Below are 20,261 nucleotides of genomic sequence, written 5' to 3' on the forward strand. Positions count from 1 at the left end.
GTGATACCGGTCACTCGTCACGTAACCTACCGGCCGGTATGGTCCGCCTTATGGAGCCGCTCGTGGAGCCCCCCGCCCCTCACAGACGCACCGGCCGCCCGCGAAGTGCCGAGGCGGACCGCGCGATCCTCGGCGCCACCCGCGAGGCGCTGGTCGAACTGGGCTGGGGAAAGCTGACGCTGAGCGACGTGGCGGCCCGCGCGGGCGTCGCCAAGACCACCCTCTACCGGCGCTGGAACGGCAAGAACGAGCTGGTCGTCGACGCCATCGCCGCCCTGTTCGAGGAGCAGCTCGACCTCCCGGACCTCGGCAGCCTGCACGCCGACATCCGCGGCGTGGTCCTGCGCTTCGCCGAACTCCTCAACCGGCCCGCCATCAGAACGGGCCTGATGGCCGTCGTCGCCGAGGCCACCCACGACGACGCCCTGCGGCTGCGCATCCGCGAGGCGATCGTCGACCGCCAGAAGCACCTCGTCCTCCTCGGCCGCCACCGCGCCCAGCAGCGCGGCGAACTCCCCCCGGACCCGCCCGCTCCGTGCGACCCCGCCCTCGCCGGCCGCGACGCCGACCTCATCTTCGACGTCATCGCCGGCTCCGTCGTCCACCGCGTGATGGTCAGCGCCGGCCCGGTCGATCCCGACTGGGCCGACCGCCTCGCCCTCCTCCTGACCACCGGCCTCACCGGCGTCAGGAGCTAGGGGGCCGGAGCCAGGGGGCCAGAGCCAGGGGGCCGGAGGCGGCCGGCCCCGGCGTCAGGGGGTCGCGTTCACAGCGCCGCACTCCGGGGTCTCCACGCCTGCCACGAAGTGGTCGAACTCCCCGGCGCGGACGCCCTTGACGAAGGCCTCCCATTTGGCGGGGGTGGTGACGGCCACGATCTCCGGCTGCTCGGTTTCGCGGATGTGAATCATCCCGTCGTCGCCGACGGTCGCTTCAAGGGCCACGAACGTCCTTTCGCTGGAGGGCCGGTGGATTGCGCACGAGATGTCGAGGCTACCCAGCGAACAGCGAACGGAACGGGCCGTGACGACGACGGACTACACGGCGCGCCGGACGGACGACAGGCCACGGCCCGACCGGCGGCGTACCACCGCGGGTCAGAAGCGGGCGGGCTCGGTGTAGGTGCCCCATTCGGCGCGCAGGGCGTCGCAGATCTCGCCGAGGGTGGCCTCGGCGCGGACGGCGTCGAGCATGGGCGGGATCATGTTGGAGCCGTCGCGGGCGGCGGTGAGCATGGCGTCCAGGGCGGTGCGGACGGCGGCGTCGTCGCGGGCGGTACGGCGGGAGGCGAGGTCGCGGACCTGGTCGCGCTCGACCTCGTGGCTGACCCGCAGGATCTCCAGGTCGCCGGTGACGGAGCCGTGGTGCACGTTGACGCCGACGACGCGCTTGTCGCCCTTTTCGAGGGAGCGCTGGTACTGGAAGGCGGACTCGGCGATCTCACCGGTGAAGTAGCCGTCCTCGATGCCGCGCAGGATGCCGGAGGTCATCGGCCCGATCGGGTGCTCGCCGCTCGGCACGGCCTTGGCGCCCAGCGCCCTGATCCGGTCGAAGATCTTCTCCGCGTCGGCCTCGATGCGGTCGGTCAGCGCCTCGACGTACCAGGAACCGCCCAGCGGGTCCGCGACGTTGGCGACGCCGGTCTCCTCCATCAGCACCTGCTGCGTGCGCAGCGCGATCTCGGCGGCCTGCTCGCTGGGCAGCGCCAGCGTCTCGTCGAGGGCGTTGGTGTGCAGCGAGTTGGTGCCGCCGAGCACGGCGGACAGCGCCTCGACGGCGGTACGTACGACGTTGTTGTACGGCTGCTGCGCGGTCAGCGACACCCCGGCGGTCTGGGTGTGGAAGCGCAGCCACTGCGCCTTGTCGCTGGTGGCGCCGTACTCGTCGCGCATCCAGCGGGCCCAGATACGGCGCGCGGCGCGGAATTTGGCGATCTCCTCGAAGAAGTCGAGGTGCGCGTCGAAGAAGAAGGACAGGCCGGGCGCGAAGGTGTTGACGTCCAGGCCGCGCGACAGGCCGAGTTCCACGTAGCCGAAGCCGTCGGCCAGGGTGTACGCCAGCTCCTGCGCGGCCGTCGCCCCGGCCTCGCGGATGTGGTAGCCGGAGACGGACAGCGGCTTGTACGCGGGGATGGAGGCGGCGCAGTGCTCCATCAGGTCGCCGATCAGCCGCAGGTGCGGGGCGGGCTCGAAGAGCCACTCCTTCTGGGCGATGTACTCCTTGAAGATGTCCGTCTGGAGCGTGCCGTTGAGCACGGCCGGGTCGATGCCCTGCCGCTCGGCGGCGACCAGGTACATGCAGAAGACCGGGACGGCGGGTCCGGAGATGGTCATCGAGGTGGTGACGTCGCCGAGCGGGATGTCGTCGAACAGGACCTCCATGTCGGCGGCCGTGTCGATGGCGACACCGCAGTGGCCGACCTCGCCGAGCGAGCGGGGGTCGTCGGAGTCGCGGCCCATCAGGGTCGGCATGTCGAAGGCGACGGAGAGGCCGCCGCCGCCCGCGGCCAGGATCATCTTGTAGCGCTCGTTGGTCTGCCGCGCGTTGCCGAATCCGGCGAACTGCCGGATCGTCCACGTACGCCCCCGGTAGCCGGTCGGGTGCAGTCCGCGTGTGAACGGGTACTCGCCCGGCCAGCCGATCCGCTCGAACCCGGGGACGTCCGCACCCGCCGGCGGGCCGTACACCGGCTCCACGGGGTCGCCCGAGAGCGTGCTGAAGTCGGCCTCCCGCTTACGGGCTGAGTCGTACCGTGCCTGCCAGCGCTGGCGGCCTGTCTCGATGCCTTGGGAGTCCATACCCCTGAATTTACTTGGACGTCCTAGTAAATGTCGATGGGAACACGGCTCACCTTTGGGGTGAGCCGGGTCTCAGAGGGCTGGGGCCCAGACGTGACGGCCCAGACGTGACGGCCTTGACGGGCTCGGGCTTGACCGGCTCAGGCTTGACGGGCGCGGGCTTGACGCGCCCAGGCGGTCGACGGGCTCAGGCGTCGACAGGCTCAGGCGTTGACGGGCTCGGGCTTCTCCGGCTGGATCACCTTCGGCGCCAGCTCACGCGTCACGCGACGCTCCACGAAGAACGCGGCGGTCGGGACGGTGCCCGCCAGCAGCACCCAGGCCATCCGGCCGATCGGCCACTTCGCCTTGTTGCACAGGTCGAAGGCCATAACGAGGTAAACGACATAGAGCCAGCCGTGGGCGAAGCCCACCGCGCTGGTGAAGGTGCCCGCGCCATTGATGTCGAACACGTACTTGGCGATCACGCCCAGGGTGAGCGCGATCAGCAGCACGCCTGTCACGTAGGCCATCACGCGGTAGCGGGTCAGCACGCTGGATTTCATGGCATCGAGCCTAGCCGCCCCGAAATGCCGGGCTCATCCGGGTCGGGGGACGACGGGACGCGCGGAGCCGACCGCAGGTCAGGACTCCTCGAAGTCGCCCGCCGCTATCCGCAGGGGGCGCAGCAGCGCGAAGATCTCGCCGCACTCCTCCGCGTCGTAGGCGCTGAGGCCGAAGTCCATGGCGACCAGGTCGCGGGTGGCGGACTCGACGATCTCGCGGCCCTTGTCGGTGATCGAGGCGAGGGTGCCGCGGCCGTCGTTGGGGTTGGGGCGCTTGGCGACGAGACCGGCGGAGACCAGCCGGTCCACGGTGTTGGTGACGGACGTCGGGTGCACCATCAGCCGCTCGCCGATCTTGGACATCGGCAGCTCGCCCGCCTTGGAGAAGGTGAGCAGCACCAGCGCCTCGTACCGCGCGAAGGTCAGCCCGTACGGCCTGACCACCGCGTCTACCTGGCCGAGCAGGATCTGCTGGGCGCGCATGATCGAGGTGATGGCACCCATCGAGGGGACCCCGCCCCAGTGCCGGGTCCACAGCTCGTCGGCGCGGGCGATCGGATCGAAGGGCAGGCTCAGCGGCTTTGACACGGCGAAGAGCCTACCCGTCGGTCACATAGTGGGCACAAGTGTCTCGTCAGGCGAGCGCGCTGAGCCGGCGCCACGCGTCCTTGCCGAGGTTCCACTCACCGAAGCCGTTGCCCTTGTCGACGGTGGCGCGCGTGGAGCCCGAGGTGATCACCAGGTCGCCGCGGACCGACCGGTCGAAGAACCACTTGGCGTCCGCGGTGTGCATGCCGATGCACCCGTGGCTGCCGTTCTGCACGCCCATCATCGCGTCGTTCCAGGGCGCCGCGTGGGTGTACGTGCCGGAGGTGGTGATGTGGACCGCGTACTTCACGTCCTTGTCGTAGAAGTCCGCCGAGTCCTCGGAGGTGGCGATGCCGACCGACGAGGACGTCATCCGCACGGTGGACTGCTTGCTGATCACCACCATCTGCCCGTTCCAGGTGGGGAAGGCGGGCTTGCCGCCGGAGATCTTGAAGTTCTTGACGGTCTTGCCGTTCTCGGTGACCCGCATGGTGTGCGCCTTGAGGTCGACGTACGAGATCCGGGCGGTGCCGATGGTGAACGTGTCGTGGATGTCGCGGCGCAGATAGCGCCCGCCCCCGGTGTCGATGCCGCTGAGCTTGGCGGTCAGCGTGACCTTGGTGTTCGGCGTCCAGTACGCGTCCGGCCGCCAGTCGACCCGCTGGATGCCGGTCAGCGGGTCGGTGATCCAGCCCCAACTGCCCTGGACGGCAGGGCTGGTGGTGACGGTCAGCGCCTTCTCGACCGCCGCCCTGGCCGCCTTGTCGGTGACCGGCTTGTCGAAGGCGAGGGAGACGGGCAGGCCGACGCCGACGACCGCGTTGTTCAGCGGGGTCGGGGTGACGCCGTTGACCTTGGCCGCCGTGAGGGTGCGGAAGGCGCTGGTGGTACGGGTCTGCTTGCCCGCGCTGTCGGCCGCGGTGACCTGGACGGTGTAGGCGGTGCCGGGGGTCATCGTGCGGTCGGAGGTCCAGGTGTGCTTGGCGGCGTCCAGGGCGCCGGTCACCTCGATCGGCGTCACGCCGTCCTTGGACGTGCCCTCGGGGGTCACGGTGACCGTGCCGAGTGTGCCGCCGTCGACGGTGACCTTGACCGGCGCGGCCGGGTCGACGTCCGCGGTGTCCTTGGCCGGTGTGACGGTGATGCGCGCGCCGGAGTCGGCGGACGCGGACCGGCCCGCGCCCTTGCCGTCGGACGAGCCGCCCGCCTTGTCGCCGTCGTGGCCGCCGCACGCGGTGACGCCCATCGCCACGGCCAGCAGGAGGGCGGGCACGGCGAGCGCCCGCGGTCGGGGGTTGCGTATGCGAGTGCGGTACACGGCAGTCGGTTCCTTGTCAGAGGTGGTCGGGGCGAACGGTGGTCGGGGCGACGAGTGTTCGGATCGGCTGTGTTCGGATCGGCGGCGGGCAGGTCGGCGGTGATCGGCTCGGCGGTGATCGGGTCGGCGGCGGATGAGGTCAGGACAGAACGCGGCGGCTCAGCACGACTTCCCGTCGCCGACGAAGCCGCGCGACATCGTGGACCCGCCGCCGACCCCGCTGCCGACCCCGCCGCTGGTGCCGTCGATGGAGACGTCCGGCGGCGACATGGAAGCGCTCGGTCGCGCGCCGGCCTCCGTCAGCCGGTTCAGCGACGCCGCGATGCAGGCGATCGGCTGCGGGTGCTTGTTGGCATAGTCGCTCCCGGAGCCCAGCGGGTTCCCCAACCCGCGGATCAGCAGCACGGCGAGGTAGGCGCCCTGCCGGTTCATCAGGATCTGCACCCCGGTGCCCGTTCTGCTGCTGCCCTGGTAGGTGACCGGACTGTCGGCGGCCTCACCGGTCGTGCCGAGGTCGGTGGTCAGCTCGACACCGCACGTGTCCTTCACCGCCTCGCCGAACCGTTCCGTCCGGTAGCGGGCGGCCTCGGCGTCGGTGAACGCGTAGAGCAGGTACTCCGCCTCCTCCCCCGCCGACGCGCCGTACAACCGCACCGCGCCGGCCTGTACGTCTCCGGCGGGAGACGGTACCGGGCAGGCCCCCATGAGCTTGAGCGCGGTGCCCGGGGCGAGGGTCTTCCAGGGGGCCACCGGGAAGAACGGCAGGGCGCCGGGCGGCAGCAGCTCGTCGGTGAGGCGGTGGGCCAGGGCGGCCGGGTCGGGCGGCTCCGGCGGGGGCGTGGTGGACGCGACGGTGCCCGGCAGCGCGCCGGTGCCGCGCGGGCCGTCGGAGCCGGGCAGCAACTGCCAGGTGCCGACGGCGACCGCGAGAGCCGCGACCAGCGACACGGCCCCGGTCCTGCGGCGGGCGCGCCGCCGTTCGCCGAGCCTGCGGGCGGCCGGGGCCCCGGCGAGTACGACCAACGGCTCGGTGTCGCGGGCGAGTCCGCGCAGCCGCTCGTCCAGCGGATCGGCGGAGCCCGGGCCGATGTCGGAGTCCGAGCCGATGTCGGTGTCCATGTCGGCGGCGGGGGTGTCGGCGGCGGTGCCGAGGGGGTCGGGACCGGCCGGGCGGCCGAACGGGTCAGCCATGGAGGGGCACCTCCTCGGTGCGGTGGCGCGCCGCACGTGCGTGGCGTGCGTCGTCGGCGGTGGCGGTAGCGGTAGCGGCGTCCCGACCGGCGGGGTCGTGAGCGCCGCGACCGGCGGTGTCGTGGGCGGCGGACGCGGACGCGGCGGGTTCGGGCTCCGCGTCGTCCGCCGGGTCGTCCTTGAGCAGGGCCCCCAGTGCTCTCCTCCCCCGGCTCAGCCGGGTCCGTACGGCAGCGCTGGACACGCCGGTCTGCCGGGCGATCTCCTCCACCGGCAGGTCGAGGAGGTGGTGCATGACCACGGCGGTGCGCTGGTCGTCGCCGAGCGCGCGCAGGGCGTCGATCAGCGCGACCCGGTCGGGTGCGAGCGCCGGGGCGTCGGGCGGCGGCCCCTGCCGGAAGTGCGCGCGCACCCGGTTGCGGGCCTTGCGCCAGGTGCTCACCGCCAGACGTACGGCGACGGTACGCACCCAGGGCGCGGGGTCGCCCTCCGCGGTGAGCTTCGGCCAGCGCTGCCATGCCCTGGCGTACGCCTCCTGCACGGCGTCCTCCGCCTCACCCAGGTCCCCGGTGATCGTGTAGACGACGGCCACCATGCGCTTCGCCGTGGCGGCGTAGAACTGGTCGAAGTCCGCCGCCGGTTCTGGCTGTGCGGTCATGTGGTTCTTCCCTCCCTCAGAACTACACGCGCGGCGGCGGCCTTATGTGACAGGCGGACGGGAGTTTTTTTCCGTGGGCCCCGCGCCGCGCCTCTTGGCAGGCCCTCCCGTGAGCCGCGACACCGGTCCGAGGTCGAGCCCGAGCGGCCGGGCCAGCACCAGCGCGGGCAGGCACAGGGCGGCGGCGCCCAGCAGCAGGCCCGTGAGGTCGCCTGCCGGGCCGCCGCCGAGCCGGGCAGTGACGGCGTGGGCGGTGAGCAGCGCCAGGGCCGCGCCCGGCAGGAAGGCCGCGGTGAGCCGTACGTGGTGGCCCAGGACGCGGGGCCGCCAGCCCAGGCGGCGGCGCAGCAGCGCGGCGGTGGCCAGCAGGCCGACCGTACAGGCGAGCGCGTATCCGGCGGCCATGCCGGTGACCGCCCAGCGGGCCGGGAGCAGCGCGTAACAGGCGGCGGCGCTCGCGGCGTTGACGGCGGCGATGAGGACGTTGAGGAAGAAGGGCGTACGGGTGTCGCCGAGCGCGTAGTAGCCGCGCGCGAGCAGGTACTGGCCCGCGAAGGCGGGCAGGCCGACGGCGAAGGCGACCAGCATCCAGGCGATGGCGCGGGCGTCCGCCTCGCTGGTGGCGCCGTGCTGGAAGACGACGCCGGTGATCTGCGGGGCGAGCGTGAGGAAGGCGAAGACGGCGGGGACGACGGCGGTGCCGGAGACGGTGAGGCCGCGCGTGAGGTCGGCGCCGATCGCCGCGTGGTCGCCGTCGGCCGCGGCCCGGCTCATGCGCGGCAGCAGCGCGGTGGCCAGCGACACGGTGACGATGCCCTGCGGGACGACCCACAGGCTGTACGCGTTGCTGTAGGCCGCGTAGCCGACGCCGGTGGAGTGGCCCGAGGCCAGCGCGCGCAGTCCGGCGGAGGTGGACAGCCGGGTCACCACCCAGTACGCGCCCTGGTTGACCAGGACCAGCAGCAGCGTCCACACGGCGGCCCGCATCGGCTGGGTGAGTCCGGCGCCGCGCCAGTCGAACCGCGGGTGCCAGCGGAAGCCGGTGGCGCGCAGCGACGGCAGCAGCGCGAGGGCCTGCACCGCGATGCCCGCGGTGCTGCCGAGGCCGAGCAGCAGCGCGTCCCGGTGTCCGATGCCCCCGCTCGCGACCGCGAGGTACAGGCCGAAGACGGCGATCACGACGAGGTTGTTGAGCACCGGGGTCCACATCATGGCGCCGAACCGGTCGCGGGCGCCGAGGACCTGGCCGAGGAGCGTGAACAGGCCGTAGAAGAGGATCTGCGGCAGGCAGTAGCGGGCCAGCGACACGGTCAGGTCGCGCTGGCCGCCGCTGAAGCCGGGCGCGTACGCGCTGACCAGCCAGGGCGCGGCGAGCACAGCGAGGGCGGTGACGGCGAGCAGCGCGACCGCGCACAGGGTGAGCAGCCGGTCGGTGTACGCCTGGCCGCCGTCGGCGTGCTCGCGGGCGGCGCGGACGAGTTCGGGGACGAAGACGGACTGGAGGGCGCCGCCGATCATCAGCGCGTAGATGATGTTGGGCACGGTGTTGGCGACCCCGAAGGCGTCTCCGGCCGCCGCCGTGCCGAGCGCGGCGGTGATCGTCGCCAGCCGCAGGAAGCCGGTGGCGCGGGACACCAGCGACCCGGCCATCATCAGACCGCCGCTGCGCCGCAGGGAGTTGGTGTCGCGGGCGTGCGCCCGCCGCCCCTTGCGGTGCGTGGAGCCGTCCACTGCTGAAGTCACCCGTCGGTCCCCTGTTCACGCTGATCGTCCTGTGCCCGGTACCGGCTGGTCGCGCGGGTCCCCGTCCCCTGGGCAGACGCGCAGTCTGCCCCGGCGGTCACGGCTGACGGAAGTCGCGGGGCGGTACGGCGGGTGTCGGAAAAGTCTCTGTCACCTGACGGCCGCGCCGGGCGTGTCCTTCGTGAGCGGGCCGCCCCGGCCCGCCCCGCAGCGCGGAGGACGACGCCTTGACGATGACCACTCACCAGCGTTCCGGCTCCGGCTCCGGCTCCGACCGCGCCGCGAGCGACAAAGGCACCGGCACCGGTGCTCTGCGGCTGCTGCCGATGCCCGCCTCCGCGCACGCCGACTTCGTCCGCCGCCCCGGCCCGTACACCGCGAGCTTCCTCCAGACGCCCGCCTGGGCGCGGGTGAAGTCCGGCTGGCAGGCGGAGAGCCTGGCCTGGCTGGACGAGCACGACCGGCCGGTCGGCTCCGCGCTGGTCCTGTACCGCCAACTGCCGGGCGTACGGCGGTCGTTCGCGTACCTCCCGGAGGGCCCCGCGGTGGACTGGGCCGATCCGCGCCTGGACCGCTGGCTCGACCCGCTGCTGGAACACCTGCGCGGTACGGGGGCGTTCGCGGTACGGATGGGGCCGCCGCTGGCGTACCGGCGGTGGACGGCGCGGACGTTGAAGGACGCGTCGGGCCCCGGGCGCCGGGTCGGTGACGTGCTGCCCGACCTGGTCGAGCCGTTGGGCGCGGCGGTCTCCGACCGGCTGCGCGAGGGCGGTTGGCGGCGCTGCGGCGAGGACGGGCAGGGTGGGGACGCGCAGCCGCGGCTGGTGTTCGAGATACCGCTGGCCGGGCGCGGTCTGGACGACCTGTGGACCGGCCTCAACCAGGAGTGGCGGCGCAACGTGAAGAAGGCCGCCAAGTGCGGTGTGCGCACGGGTGTCGAGGGCCCGGAGGCGCTGCCGGCCTTCCACGAGCTGCTGCGGGTCACCGAGGCCCGCGACGGCTTCGACCTCGGCCGGTCGCTGGACTACTACCGGCGGCAGTACGAGGCGCTCAACGCCGAGGAGCCGGGCCGCATGCGGCTGTACACCGCGCGGCACGAGGGCGAACTCCTCGCCGCGCACACGCTGTTGACCGCGCCGGACGGCGGCCGGGTCTGGTACCAGACGGGTGCCTCGGCCGACCACCGCCGCGAGGTGCGGCCGAGCAACGCGCTCCAGTGGCGGATGCTGTGCGACGCGCAGGCGATGGGCGCGGCGGTCTACGACATGCGCGGGGTGCCCGACGGCCTCGACCCTGCGGCGCGCGCCTACGGGCTGCTGCGCTGGAAGTTGGGCACCGGCGGGGAGGCGGTGGAGACGGTGGGCGAGTGGGAGCTGCCGCTCCAGGGCGCGGTCAACAAGACGCTGCACCGGGCGATGCACGCGTATCTGACCCGGCGCTGAACGCCCCGGGGCCACGGGCTGACAAATTCACCGGCTCACCGGCTCACCGGCTCACGGGCCCACGGGCCCACGGGCTCACGGGCTCAACGCGTAGCCCCGAAAGGGCCGTTGCCGCTCAGGCGGGGCTGGCCGCGGCGCCCATCGGCTGCGTACGGCGTACCGACCGCAGCACGGGCACGACGCTGAGCGTGCCGAGTATCCCCGCGCCCGCGATCACCGCGTAGGGCGGCACCCACTCCGCGACGGCGCCGCCGACCGTCATGCCGACGCCCTGGAGCGTCATGATCCCGGCGCCGAGCAGCGACATGGCCCGGCCGCGCATGTCCTCGGGCACGTCGTGCACGAACCACTTGTCGATGCCGAGCGCGTACGCGGTGGTGACCCCGGTGATCAGCAGCAGCACGATCGCCAGCGGCAGCGAGGGGTGCACGAGGAAGCAGACGAAGGGCAGCATCGAGACGGCGGCGAGCGGGATGGCGATCCGTTCGCGGGCGGACGGGGTGAGCAGCGTGCCCGCCAGCACCTCGCCGACGACGGTGCCCGCGGGCATCGCGGCGAGCAGGATGCCGAAGCCCGCGGAGCCCGCGCCCGCCGCGTCCGCGTAGGGCGCGGCGACGCCCTCGGCGACGACGCAGAACATCGGCGGCACCCACCACATGAGCATCAGCGAGCGGATTCGCGCGTTGCGGAACAGCCGCCCCGCGGAGCCGATCGAGTCGCGCATCATGGCGCCGGTCCCGGTGACCCGGGCGGGCCGGTCGCGGGTGCCGAAGCGCAGCAGCAGCGCGGAGCTGAGGAAGGTGCCGATCGTCACCAGCAGCGCGGCGCGCGGCGACAGCCACACCAGGACGAGACCGCCGATTCCGTAGCCGATGATCTGCGAGCTCTGGCCGACGATCCGCACCAGGGAGCGGCCGAGCACGAAGACGTCGCCGTGGAGGATGTCGGCCAGGCTGGCGGCCCTCGTGCCGGTGAACAGCGGCGTGATCATCGAGACGGACACGCGTAGCACGAAGAGAAGGGCGAGCGGCGTGGCCGGCACGGCCATCACCGCGACGAAGGCCGCGCAGAGCAGATCGCAGGCCACCAGGACGCGGCGGGTGGGGTACCGGTCGGAGATTCCGGACAGCAGGATGCCGCTGAGCGCGTAGGGCAGGAAACCGAGCGCGAAGATCAGCGCGGTGAGGACGGCGGAGCCGGTCTGCCGGAAGACGAGGACGGCCAACGAGACCTCGGCGAAGACGCTGCCGAGGACGGACAGGACATGCGCGGCGAAGATCGGGCGGAATTCCCTGACCGCGAAAACGGCACCGTAGCCGGTGGGGGTGCTGTCGCCGGTGGCGGTCGCGCCGCTGGTAGGAGGCGTGCCGTCGCCCTTCCCGTGGGTGGTGGGAGCGGGCTGAGAACCGGTCGGCGATGGGGTGCGTCCACCTGGTGGGGGGTGCTCGCTGTCCGTTGTCATGACATCACCCTGGTGGCATGAGCACTGCATATCGTAGTGTTTCGGACTGAGCCGAATCTTGGGGGTCGTGATGTCGTTTCGTATGCGATTTGCGGCTGAGGACCTTCTGCGGTGCCGCTTCGCCATCTCACCGCTGCGGGAGACCCAGGGGGCGATACGTACCCTGTCCCGGCCGGACCGACACGGCTACCACCTGCCCTGGTTGCGGCAGGTCAGGGCCGCCGCGGCCGGTCTCGACCTGGCTCCGCTGTGGCTGCTGGCACCGGATCACGGGCACCCCCCGGACTTTCTGCACCCCCCGCCCCAGGCGCCCCTGGGCACCCTGGACGACGAACTCGACGTCGTACGGGCCACGGACCCGGACGAGGCGCACCGCCAGATCCAGGCCGCGCTGGCCCAGACCCCGGGCGCGGAGCACGGCAAGCGGGGCCGCGCGATGCTCGCCGATCCGGCCGGAACCGTACGGCAGTTGGCCGGTTTGTACGAGCATGTGTGGGCTGCCCTGCTCGCCCCGCACTGGCCCCGGCTGCGGGCGGTGCTCGAGGCGGACATCGCCTATCACGCGCGGCGGCTGGCGGACGGCGGCATGCAGCGGCTGTTCACCGCGCTGCACCCGAAGCTGAGCTGGTCGGAGGGCGCGCTGACGGCGGCGGGGCACACCTCGCACCTGCCGGATCTCAGCGGCCAGGGGCTGGTGCTGGTGCCCAGCGTCTTCTTCTGGCCCGAGGCGGGCAACGCCTTCGACCCGCCCTGGCAGCCCACCGTCGTCTATCCGGCGCGCGGCATCGGCGGGCTGTGGGCCGAGACCGGGCCGACCGCGTCCGCCGCGATGATCGCGCTGCTCGGCGCCAACCGGGCCGCGATCCTCAGCGACCTCGACGCGCCCAGCACCACGACGGCGCTGGCCCACCGGCACGCCCTCGCGCTGTCGTCGGTCTCCGCGCATCTGGCGGTGCTGCGCGACGCGGGTCTGCTGGCGTCCCGGCGCTACGGGCACCAGGTGCTGTACGAACGGACGCCGCTGGGGATCGCGCTCACGACCGGCGGGCTGTTCTGAGCACGCGGGACAACGGGCCGCTGACGGCGCCCGCCGCCATCCGGGCGTCCGCCATCGCGGCACTCCGCCGCCCCGCCGCTCCGCTACTCGGAGAGGTGGCGCTCCACCGTCTCGACCTTCGAGGTCAGTCCGTCCGTCACGCCCGGCCTGATGTCGGCCTTGAGGACCAGCGACACCCGGGGCGCACGCGCCTCGACCGCGGCGACGGCCCGCCGTACGACGTCCATCACCTCGTCCCACTCCCCCTCGACGGAGGTGAACATCGCGTCCGTACGGTTCGGCAGCCCGGACTCGCGGACCACGCGGACGGCGTCGGCCACGTACTCGCCGACGTCCTCGCCGACGCCCAGCGGGGTGACGGAGAAGGCGACGATCATGCGCCGACCGCCTCGCCCTGAGCGCCGCGCGCGGCCACGACCGACTCCTCGGACTCGCGGCGCAGCATCCGCTCGGCGAAGAAGCCGCCGGTGGGCAGGACGGACAGCACGAAGAAGAGGGCACCGCGGGCCGGCGACCACTTGGCGCGGCGCCAGGCGTCCGCCCAGAAGACGACGTAGAGGACGAACAGGACTCCGTGCACCATGCCCATGACGGGCACCGCGTTGAAGTCGGTGGTCCGCTTGAGCACCGAGCAGACCATCAGCAGCAGGAACGACACCGCTTCCGGGGCGGAGATCAGACGGAGCCTGCGCAGGGCGGTGGCGGTCTTCAGGTCCACGAGAACCTCACTGTCGGTGACGGGAAACAGGCTTGTGAACGTGATCACAAGACCACCCCATTATCACCGGCCCGTATCGATGGTCCGCCCCGGGGGTAGGAAACCGCGGGACGGGCGATAGCGTCCCTGTCCACGACACGACCCGTACGCACCACCCGCACGACGTGATCCGCACGACCTGACCGACCACCCAACGGGGACCGAGACACGATGACGATGGACTGGGACCGGCGGCACTGCGCCCGCAAGGGGCACATCACCTACGCGCCCGACGAGAACCACCTGCGGCAGAAGCTGCACGCGAGCACCGCCGTCGGCACGGTGTGGCGCTGTCTGCGCTGCGGCGACTTCGTCCTCGGCGACCCGCACGGCGCCGGCCCCGCCGACCGCGCCCCCGAGGTGCCGCGCGGCCGGGCGCTGCGCGACCTGTTCATCCTGCGCTTCCTGGCCGTCGAGCGAATCCTGCGCGGCCTGCTGGTCCTGATCGCCGCCTGGGCGGTCTGGCGGTTCAGCAACTCGCAGAACGCGGTGCGCGACCTGTTCGAGAAGGACCTCACCGTCTTCAAGCCGGTCGCCGAGCACTTCCACTACGACCTGGACCACTCGCCGGTCGTCGACACCATCCGCAAGACCTTCGACTACAAGCACTCCACCCTCCAGCTCGTCGCCGCCCTGCTGCTGGCGTACGCGCTGATCGAGATCATCGAGGGCTTCGGCCTGTGGTGGGGCAAGCGCTGGGCGGAGTATCTGGCGGTGGTGGCGACCGCCGCGTTCCTGCCGATCGAGGGCTACGAGCTGACCGAGCGGGTCAGTTGGTTCAAGGTCGCCACGATCACGCTCAATGTGCTGGCCGTCCTCTACATCCTGCTCGGCAAGCGGCTGTTCGGGCTGCGCGGCGGCCACAAGGCGTTCGAGGCCGAGCGCCGGAGCGCGTCGCTGCTGGAGGTCGAGGAGGCCGCGGGCGAGGTGCCGGGCGACCACGCGCCCAAGCCGCCGCTGCCGGTGCGGCAGCGGTCCACGGCGGACGGCGTCTGATCCGCGATGCCACGCTTCCGGCTCCAGGGCACCCGGGTGCTCGCCGTGGACCTCACCGGCGACACCGTCAAGGCGAAGAACGGCGCGATGGTCGCCTATGAGGGCGAGATGACGTTCAAGAAGATGACCGGCGGCGGCGAGGGCCTGCGCGGCCTGGTCACCCGCCGGATCACCGGTGAGTCGATGGCCGTCATGGAGGTGAAGGGGCACGGCACGTGCTACTTCGCCGACCGGGCCACCGAGATCAATCTGGTCCGGCTGAACGGCGAGAAGCTCTACGTCGAGGCGAGCAATCTGCTGGCCACCGACTCCGCGCTGCGCACCGGCACCACCTTCACCGGGCTGCGCGGCGCCTCGCAGGGCAACGGCCTGTTCACCACGACCGTCGAGGGCACCGGGCAGGCGGCCGTGATGTCCGACGGGCCCGCGATCGTGCTGCGGGTGTCGGCCGCGACGCCGCTGATCGTGGACCCGGGCGCGTACATCGCGCACACCGGGAATCTGCGGCAGCAGCTCCAGCAGTCGGTGGGCTGGCGCACGGTGATCGGCGAGGGGTCGGGCGAGAGCTTCCAGATCCGCTTCGAGGGCGAGGGGCTGGTGTACGTGCAGCCCAGCGAGCGCACCACGATCGGGGGTCAGCTCTGATGCCGTTCACCAGGATCAACTCCAAGATGGTGGAGGCCGCGATCGCCCCGGGCCAGCGGATGTTCAGCCAGCGCGGGGCGATGCTGGCGTACCGCGGCGAGGTCTCCTTCACGCCGAGCATCACCGGCGGGCAGGGCGGTGTGATGTCGATGATCGGCCGCCGGGTCGCCAACGAGGCGACGCCGCTGATGACCATCGAGGGCGACGGCTCGGTGATGTTCGGGCACGGCGGGCACCACATCCACTCCATCGACCTCGCGGGCGAGACGCTGTACGTCGAGGCCGACCGGCTGCTCGCCTTCGACGGCTCGCTCCGGCAGGGCACCATGTTCATGGGTTCGCAGGGCGGTGTCATGGGCGTCATACGCGGTCAGGTCACCGGGCAGGGCCTGTTCACCACCACGCTCCAGGGCAAGGGGTCGGTCGCCGTCATGGCGCACGGCGGTGTCATCGAACTGCCCATCGCCCCGCAGCGCCCGGTGCACGTCGACCCGCAGGCGTATGTCGCCCACCGCGGCGACGTACGCAACAAGCTGTCCGCGGCGCTCGGCTGGCGCGAGATGGTCGGGCGCGGTTCGGGCGAGGCGTTCCAACTGGAGCTGTCCGGGCAGGGAATGGTCTACGTACAGGCGTCGGAGGAGAAGCTGTGAGCGGCGGTCCGATGGGCTGGGGCCCTCCGGGGGGCGGCGTACCGGGCGGCGCGCCGGGCGACAGCGGCGGGCCCGTGGTGTACGACCCGTACACGCTGCCGGTGAACGACAACGTCAACCCGTACGCCTTCTGCGTGGAGCTGGACGGGCAGTGGTTCCTCCAGAAGGGGAAGATGATCGCCTATTACGGGCAGGTCGACTTCCACGCGATCGGGCACGGCCCGCTGGACCGGCTGGTCGCCACCAGTTTCCACTCGCCGCTGCACGCCGCGGACTGGGTGGTGGCGCAGGGGCGCGGCAAGATGCTGCTCGCCGACCGGTCGTACGACATCAATTCGTACGATCTGGAGGACGGCAATCTGACCATCAGGTCGGGGAATCTGCTGGCCTTCGAGCCCACGCTGGCGCTCAAGCAGTCGATCATTCCCGGCTTTCTGACGCTGATCGGCACGGGGAAGTTCGTGGCCGCGTCGAACGGCGCGGTGCACTTCGTGGAGCCGCCGATCCGGGTCGACCCGCAGGCGCTGGTCGGCTGGGCGGACTGCCCGTCCCCCTGCCACCACTACGACCACGCGTATCTGCGCGGTGTCCTCGGCGGTATCCGCGCGATGACCGGGATCGGCGGGGCGTCGGGCGAGGAGCACCAGTTCGAGTTCGTCGGCGCGGGGCAGGTGCTGCTCCAGTCCACCGAGACGCTGATGGCCGAGGTCGACACCGGCGGCGTGCCGGGACAGGCCGGACCCGGCGTCCCCGGCGCGGGCGCACCCGGGCAGGGCCGTTTCGGACGGTGACCGTCCCGCTACCCTGACGATCATCCGTGGTGTGACCGCCGGTAGAATTCACTCTATGGAGACCGTGACAGCAGAAGCTGAAAGCGCTACGGCTTGGCTCACCGAGGACGAGCAGCGCGCCTGGCGCATCCATCTGGACGTCAGCCGGCTGCTCATGTACCAACTCGAGCGGGACCTCCAGTCCTTCGGCCTGACCAACAACGACTACGAGATCCTGGTCAACCTCTCCGAGGCCGAGGAGCGACGGCTGCGCATGAGCGATCTGGCGCGCTCCACGCTCCAGTCCAAGAGCCGCCTGTCGCACCAGATCACCCGCATGGAGGCGGCCGGTCTCGTCCGCCGCGAGAACTGCGAGTCCGACCGCCGCGGTCTCTACGCGGTCCTCACCGACCAGGGCTGGGCCACCATGCGCCAGGTCGCCCCCCGTCATGTCGCCGCGGTCCGCGCGCACTTCATCGACCTCATCGCCCCGGAGGACCTCGCGACCTACCGCCGCGCCATGGCCCCGGTGGCCGACCACCTCCGCACGGTCCGCGAGAAGTAGCCCCGCGGGCCTCAGGGGCTCAGGGCCTCAGGGCCTCAGGAGAGGTCCCGGGGCTCGTTCGAGGTGAGGCCGGCGATCAGTTCGTCGGCCGCCGCGTAGGGGTCGAGGGTGCCGTCGGTGACGCGCTCGGCGAGGGAGTCCAGGCGCTGGTCGCCGCGGAGGTCGCCGATGCGGGAGCGCAGGGCGGTGACGGCGATGTGCTCGACCTCGGTGGCGGCGCGGGCCCGGCGGCGGGTGGCCAGGACGCCGCGCTCCTCCATCCAGGCGCGGTGCTTCTCCAGGGCTTCGACGACTTCGTCGATGCCCTCGCCGCGCGCGGCGACGGTCTTGACGATGGGGGGCCGCCAGTCCCCCGCCTCGCGGGCTTCGCCGAGGCCGAGCATGTGGTTCAGCTCGCGGGCGGTGGCGTCGGCTCCGTCGCGGTCGGCCTTGTTGACCACGTAGACGTCGCCGATCTCCAGGATTCCGGCCTTGGCGGCCTGGATGCCGTCGCCCATGCCGGGGGCGAGCAGCACGACGGAGGTGTCGGCCTGCGCGGCGATCTCGACCTCGGACTGGCCGACGCCGACGGTCTCGACGAGGACGATGTCGCAGCCCGCCGCGTCCAGCACCCGGATGGCCTGGGGGGCGGCCCAGGCGAGGCCGCCGAGGTGGCCGCGGGTGGCCATGGAGCGGATGTAGACGCCGGGGTCGGAGGCGTGCTCCGACATACGGACTCGGTCGCCGAGCAGGGCGCCGCCGGAGAACGGCGACGACGGGTCGACGGCCAGGACGCCGACCCGCTTGCCCGCCTTGCGGTACGCGGTGACCAGCGCCGAGGTCGACGTGGACTTGCCGACGCCGGGCGACCCGGTGAGGCCGACCACGTACGCGCCGCCGGTCAGCGGCGCGAGTGCGGCCATCACCTCGCGGAGTTGCGGGGACGCCCCCTCCACGAGCGAGATCAGCCGGGCCACGGCCCTCGGCCGCCCCTGCCGCGCCTGCTCGACCAAGGTGAGGACGTCCACCACGTCTGTTCGCTCCCTCTTCCCGCTCACTACCGAAAAAGCCCGAAAAGACCCGGGAAGAACCCGGAAAAGCCGTGGAACCGAAGGGCCGGGCCCGTCAGTTCCCCGCGACCGTGATGATCAGCGCGTCGCCCTGTCCGCCGCCGCCGCACAGCGCCGCCGCTCCCGTACCGCCGCCGCGCCGCTTCAGTTCGAGGGCCAGGTGCAGCACGATACGTGCTCCCGACATGCCGATCGGGTGGCCCAGGGCGATGGCGCCGCCGTTCACGTTCACCTTTTCAGGGGTGACGCCCAGGTCCTTCATCGACTGGACGGCGACGGCCGCGAACGCCTCGTTGATCTCGATGAGGTCGAGGTCGTCCACGGTCAGGCCCTGCTTGCCGAGCGCGTGCCTGATGGCGTTGGACGGCTGGGACTGGAGCGAGTTGTCCGGGCCGGCGACATTGCCGTGGGCGCCGATCTCGGCGAGCCATTCCAGCCCCAGCTCCTCCGCCTTGGCGCGGCTCATGACGACCACGGCGGCGGCGCCGTCGGAGATCTGCGAGGCCGTACCGGCGGTGATCGTGCCGTCCTTCTTGAAGGCGGGCCGCAGCTTGCCCAGCGACTCGGCGGTGGTCTCGGGGCGGATGCCCTCGTCCTGGCTGAAGACCACCGGGTCGCCCTTGCGCTGCGGGATCTCCACCGGGGTGATCTCGGCGTCGAAGACGCCGTTCTTCTGCGCGGCGGCGGCCCGCTGGTGGGACAGCGCGCCGAACTCGTCCTGCGGGGCGCGCTCGATGCCGAGCCGCCCGTTGTGCGTCTCGGTCGACTCGCCCATCGCGATGTTCTCGAAGGCGTCGGTCAGCCCGTCGTACGCCATCGCGTCCAGCATCTCGATCGCGCCGTACTTGTGTCCCTCGCGGGACTTGGGCAGCAGGTGCGGGGCGTTGGTCATGGACTCCTGGCCGCCCGCGACCACGATGTCGAACTCGCCGGCCCGGATGAGCTGGTCGGCCAGCGCGATGGCGTCGAGGCCGGACAGGCACACCTTGTTGACGGTGAGCGCGGGCACGCTCATCGGGATGCCGGCCTTGACCGCCGCCTGCCGGGCCGGGATCTGGCCCGCGCCCGCCTGGAGCACCTGGCCCATGATCACGTACTGCACCTGGTCGCCGCCGATTCCGGCGCGGTCGAGCGCGGCCTTGATCGCGACACCGCCGAGGTCCGACCCGGAGAAGGTGCGCAGGCTGCCCAGGAGCCTGCCCATCGGGGTTCGGGCACCTGCGACGATCACGGATGTACGTGCCTGGCTGGTCATGGTGCGGCCCCTTCGGCTGAAGAGAGAAGTTAACGAGGGTTATCGTCAATGTACTGAGGGGTAGGCCGCTCGGTCACCCGTCGGAACGTGTGACGGCGCGCACGTTGCGTGACCACATACCGGTGCGGTGCACTGTGTCCATGGCTACTGGGCTGACCCGCATCGACCACATCGGCATCGCCTGCTTCGACCTGGACGCGACCGTCGAGTTCTACCGTGCCACCTACGGCTTCGAAGTGGCGCACAGCGAGGTGAACGAGGAGCAGGGCGTACGCGAGGCCATGCTCAGGATCAACGGCACCTCCGACGGGGGCGCCAGCTACCTCCAGCTCCTGGAGCCCACCCGGGAGGACTCCGCGGTCGGCAAGTGGCTGGCCAAGAACGGCGAGGGCGTGCACCACATCGCCTTCGGCACCGCGGACGTGGACGCCGACTCCGCCGCGATCCGCGACAAGGGCGTACGGGTGCTCTACGACGAGCCGCGCAGGGGCTCGATGGACTCCCGGATCACGTTCCTGCACCCCAAGGACTGCCACGGCGTACTGACCGAGCTGGTCACCTCGGCGGAAAAGACCACGGCAGAGACAGCGAAGGGCTCCCGGGACCACTGACCCAACCCCCGTCCTGCCCGGTAGAGTGACCGGGCCGACCGGGGTGGGCACGCGGGTACGCTCGCGCTCCGCGACGTTGATCTGACACCATTCTTCGTAGAGCTCTGTCTTCAAACGGAGTGACGAGGAATCTCACCCGGTTGGCGGGTGAGTACGCCAGG

Annotated in this window: 22 protein-coding genes; 9 read left to right on the top strand and 13 right to left on the bottom strand. The window is 71.8% G+C overall.

Annotation, left to right across the window (positions count from 1 at the left end; translation table 11 throughout):
* Positions 1–50: 50 nt before the first annotated feature.
* On the top strand, positions 51–698 hold the full coding sequence (locus ACIOC1_RS06210) for a TetR/AcrR family transcriptional regulator C-terminal ligand-binding domain-containing protein (protein ID WP_391161529.1): 648 nt from the start codon (positions 51–53) through the stop codon (positions 696–698).
* Between the two features lie 54 nt (positions 699–752).
* On the opposite strand, the gene ACIOC1_RS06215 is transcribed toward ACIOC1_RS06210, so the two are convergent.
* The 8 genes from ACIOC1_RS06215 to murJ form a co-directional block, all read right to left on the bottom strand.
* Complete coding sequence (locus ACIOC1_RS06215) at positions 753–944, bottom strand: DUF397 domain-containing protein (RefSeq protein WP_355349625.1); 192 nt, start codon at positions 942–944, stop codon at positions 753–755.
* 153 nt (positions 945–1,097) lie between these two features.
* On the bottom strand, positions 1,098–2,798 hold the full coding sequence (locus ACIOC1_RS06220) for a methylmalonyl-CoA mutase family protein (RefSeq protein WP_391044635.1): 1,701 nt from the start codon (positions 2,796–2,798) through the stop codon (positions 1,098–1,100).
* Between the two features lie 203 nt (positions 2,799–3,001).
* Positions 3,002–3,343, bottom strand: a complete 342-nt coding sequence (locus ACIOC1_RS06225) for a DUF3817 domain-containing protein (protein ID WP_355349631.1) — start codon at positions 3,341–3,343, stop codon at positions 3,002–3,004.
* 78 nt (positions 3,344–3,421) lie between these two features.
* Positions 3,422–3,931: a MarR family winged helix-turn-helix transcriptional regulator gene (locus ACIOC1_RS06230; RefSeq protein ID WP_188282203.1), complete on the bottom strand. Its 510-nt coding sequence runs from the start codon at positions 3,929–3,931 to the stop codon at positions 3,422–3,424.
* Positions 3,932–3,977: 46 nt separating this feature from the next.
* Positions 3,978–5,249, bottom strand: coding sequence for an Ig-like domain-containing protein (locus tag ACIOC1_RS06235; protein ID WP_401852299.1), 1,272 nt, complete (start codon positions 5,247–5,249; stop codon positions 3,978–3,980).
* A gap of 159 nt (positions 5,250–5,408) precedes the next feature.
* Positions 5,409–6,440, bottom strand: a complete 1,032-nt coding sequence (locus ACIOC1_RS06240; RefSeq protein ID WP_401852302.1) for a hypothetical protein — start codon at positions 6,438–6,440, stop codon at positions 5,409–5,411.
* On the bottom strand, positions 6,433–7,098 hold the full coding sequence (locus tag ACIOC1_RS06245; RefSeq protein WP_401852304.1) for a SigE family RNA polymerase sigma factor: 666 nt from the start codon (positions 7,096–7,098) through the stop codon (positions 6,433–6,435). The genes ACIOC1_RS06240 and ACIOC1_RS06245 overlap by 8 nt, the downstream gene beginning before the upstream one ends.
* A gap of 42 nt (positions 7,099–7,140) precedes the next feature.
* Positions 7,141–8,841, bottom strand: coding sequence for a murein biosynthesis integral membrane protein MurJ (gene murJ / locus ACIOC1_RS06250; protein WP_391044624.1), 1,701 nt, complete (start codon positions 8,839–8,841; stop codon positions 7,141–7,143).
* Between the two features lie 326 nt (positions 8,842–9,167).
* Here murJ and ACIOC1_RS06255 point away from each other — a divergent pair, with 326 nt between their 5' ends.
* Positions 9,168–10,283, top strand: coding sequence for a peptidoglycan bridge formation glycyltransferase FemA/FemB family protein (locus ACIOC1_RS06255; RefSeq protein ID WP_355349677.1), 1,116 nt, complete (start codon positions 9,168–9,170; stop codon positions 10,281–10,283).
* A gap of 115 nt (positions 10,284–10,398) precedes the next feature.
* On the opposite strand, the gene ACIOC1_RS06260 is transcribed toward ACIOC1_RS06255, so the two are convergent.
* Positions 10,399–11,745: an MFS transporter gene (locus ACIOC1_RS06260; RefSeq protein ID WP_391044621.1), complete on the bottom strand. Its 1,347-nt coding sequence runs from the start codon at positions 11,743–11,745 to the stop codon at positions 10,399–10,401.
* Between the two features lie 70 nt (positions 11,746–11,815).
* On the opposite strand from ACIOC1_RS06260, the gene ACIOC1_RS06265 reads away from it, so the two are divergent.
* A complete protein-coding gene (locus ACIOC1_RS06265) occupies positions 11,816–12,802 on the top strand; it encodes a DUF5937 family protein (protein WP_355349647.1) in 987 nt (328 codons plus the stop codon).
* A gap of 83 nt (positions 12,803–12,885) precedes the next feature.
* Here ACIOC1_RS06265 and ACIOC1_RS06270 read toward each other — a convergent pair whose 3' ends face one another.
* Together ACIOC1_RS06270 and ACIOC1_RS06275 are read right to left on the bottom strand one after the other, a co-directional pair.
* A complete protein-coding gene (locus ACIOC1_RS06270) occupies positions 12,886–13,179 on the bottom strand; it encodes an MTH1187 family thiamine-binding protein (protein ID WP_189873200.1) in 294 nt (97 codons plus the stop codon).
* Positions 13,176–13,520, bottom strand: a complete 345-nt coding sequence (locus tag ACIOC1_RS06275; RefSeq protein ID WP_188281912.1) for a DUF3817 domain-containing protein — start codon at positions 13,518–13,520, stop codon at positions 13,176–13,178. The genes ACIOC1_RS06270 and ACIOC1_RS06275 overlap by 4 nt, the downstream gene beginning before the upstream one ends.
* 210 nt (positions 13,521–13,730) lie before the next feature.
* Between ACIOC1_RS06275 and ACIOC1_RS06280 the strand changes: the two genes are divergently transcribed.
* The 5 genes from ACIOC1_RS06280 to ACIOC1_RS06300 all read left to right on the top strand — a co-directional run bounded on the left by ACIOC1_RS06280 (position 13,731) and on the right by ACIOC1_RS06300 (position 17,185).
* On the top strand, positions 13,731–14,555 hold the full coding sequence (locus tag ACIOC1_RS06280; protein ID WP_355349651.1) for a DUF2127 domain-containing protein: 825 nt from the start codon (positions 13,731–13,733) through the stop codon (positions 14,553–14,555).
* Positions 14,556–14,561: 6 nt separating this feature from the next.
* Positions 14,562–15,200, top strand: a complete 639-nt coding sequence (locus tag ACIOC1_RS06285) for an AIM24 family protein (RefSeq protein WP_355349653.1) — start codon at positions 14,562–14,564, stop codon at positions 15,198–15,200.
* On the top strand, positions 15,200–15,850 hold the full coding sequence (locus ACIOC1_RS06290; protein ID WP_355349656.1) for an AIM24 family protein: 651 nt from the start codon (positions 15,200–15,202) through the stop codon (positions 15,848–15,850). Before ACIOC1_RS06285 ends, ACIOC1_RS06290 begins: the two co-directional genes overlap by 1 nt.
* Before the next feature lie 11 nt (positions 15,851–15,861).
* Positions 15,862–16,641 (top strand): AIM24 family protein, encoded by a 780-nt coding sequence (locus ACIOC1_RS06295; protein ID WP_391161739.1) that lies wholly within the window; start codon positions 15,862–15,864, stop codon positions 16,639–16,641.
* A 64-nt stretch (positions 16,642–16,705) separates the two neighbouring features.
* Positions 16,706–17,185, top strand: coding sequence for a MarR family winged helix-turn-helix transcriptional regulator (locus ACIOC1_RS06300; RefSeq protein WP_401852309.1), 480 nt, complete (start codon positions 16,706–16,708; stop codon positions 17,183–17,185).
* A 35-nt stretch (positions 17,186–17,220) separates the two neighbouring features.
* On the opposite strand, the gene meaB is transcribed toward ACIOC1_RS06300, so the two are convergent.
* Positions 17,221–18,195 carry a methylmalonyl Co-A mutase-associated GTPase MeaB gene (gene meaB, locus ACIOC1_RS06305; protein ID WP_355349662.1) on the bottom strand — a complete coding sequence of 325 codons (975 nt, stop codon included), beginning with the start codon at positions 18,193–18,195 and terminating at the stop codon, positions 17,221–17,223.
* 94 nt (positions 18,196–18,289) lie between these two features.
* Complete coding sequence (locus tag ACIOC1_RS06310) at positions 18,290–19,489, bottom strand: acetyl-CoA C-acetyltransferase (RefSeq protein ID WP_401306279.1); 1,200 nt, start codon at positions 19,487–19,489, stop codon at positions 18,290–18,292.
* A gap of 140 nt (positions 19,490–19,629) precedes the next feature.
* Here ACIOC1_RS06310 and mce point away from each other — a divergent pair, with 140 nt between their 5' ends.
* Positions 19,630–20,100, top strand: a complete 471-nt coding sequence (gene mce / locus ACIOC1_RS06315) for a methylmalonyl-CoA epimerase (protein WP_355349668.1) — start codon at positions 19,630–19,632, stop codon at positions 20,098–20,100.
* Positions 20,101–20,261: the final 161 nt, after the last annotated feature.

Origin of the sequence: Streptomyces sp. NPDC088197, assembly GCF_044741185.1 — a bacterium.
Classification (GTDB): domain Bacteria; phylum Actinomycetota; class Actinomycetes; order Streptomycetales; family Streptomycetaceae; genus Actinacidiphila.

What these genes read in the sequence shown, in the direction of transcription:
- mce (WP_355349668.1), top strand. Translation starts at nt 19,630, where the DNA reads ATGGCTACTGGGCTGACCCGCATCGACCACATCGGCATCGCCTGCTTC.
- ACIOC1_RS06265 (WP_355349647.1), top strand. Translation starts at nt 11,816, where the DNA reads ATGTCGTTTCGTATGCGATTTGCGGCTGAGGACCTTCTGCGGTGCCGC.
- ACIOC1_RS06210 (WP_391161529.1), top strand. Translation starts at nt 51, where the DNA reads ATGGAGCCGCTCGTGGAGCCCCCCGCCCCTCACAGACGCACCGGCCGC.
- ACIOC1_RS06240 (WP_401852302.1), bottom strand. Translation starts at nt 6,440, where the DNA reads ATGGCTGACCCGTTCGGCCGCCCGGCCGGTCCCGACCCCCTCGGCACC.
- ACIOC1_RS06245 (WP_401852304.1), bottom strand. Translation starts at nt 7,098, where the DNA reads ATGACCGCACAGCCAGAACCGGCGGCGGACTTCGACCAGTTCTACGCC.
- ACIOC1_RS06270 (WP_189873200.1), bottom strand. Translation starts at nt 13,179, where the DNA reads ATGATCGTCGCCTTCTCCGTCACCCCGCTGGGCGTCGGCGAGGACGTC.
- ACIOC1_RS06280 (WP_355349651.1), top strand. Translation starts at nt 13,731, where the DNA reads ATGACGATGGACTGGGACCGGCGGCACTGCGCCCGCAAGGGGCACATC.
- ACIOC1_RS06255 (WP_355349677.1), top strand. Translation starts at nt 9,168, where the DNA reads ATGCCCGCCTCCGCGCACGCCGACTTCGTCCGCCGCCCCGGCCCGTAC.
- ACIOC1_RS06225 (WP_355349631.1), bottom strand. Translation starts at nt 3,343, where the DNA reads ATGAAATCCAGCGTGCTGACCCGCTACCGCGTGATGGCCTACGTGACA.
- ACIOC1_RS06260 (WP_391044621.1), bottom strand. Translation starts at nt 11,745, where the DNA reads ATGACAACGGACAGCGAGCACCCCCCACCAGGTGGACGCACCCCATCG.
- ACIOC1_RS06290 (WP_355349656.1), top strand. Translation starts at nt 15,200, where the DNA reads ATGCCGTTCACCAGGATCAACTCCAAGATGGTGGAGGCCGCGATCGCC.
- ACIOC1_RS06310 (WP_401306279.1), bottom strand. Translation starts at nt 19,489, where the DNA reads ATGACCAGCCAGGCACGTACATCCGTGATCGTCGCAGGTGCCCGAACC.
- ACIOC1_RS06220 (WP_391044635.1), bottom strand. Translation starts at nt 2,798, where the DNA reads ATGGACTCCCAAGGCATCGAGACAGGCCGCCAGCGCTGGCAGGCACGG.
- ACIOC1_RS06285 (WP_355349653.1), top strand. Translation starts at nt 14,562, where the DNA reads ATGCCACGCTTCCGGCTCCAGGGCACCCGGGTGCTCGCCGTGGACCTC.
- ACIOC1_RS06295 (WP_391161739.1), top strand. Translation starts at nt 15,862, where the DNA reads ATGGGCTGGGGCCCTCCGGGGGGCGGCGTACCGGGCGGCGCGCCGGGC.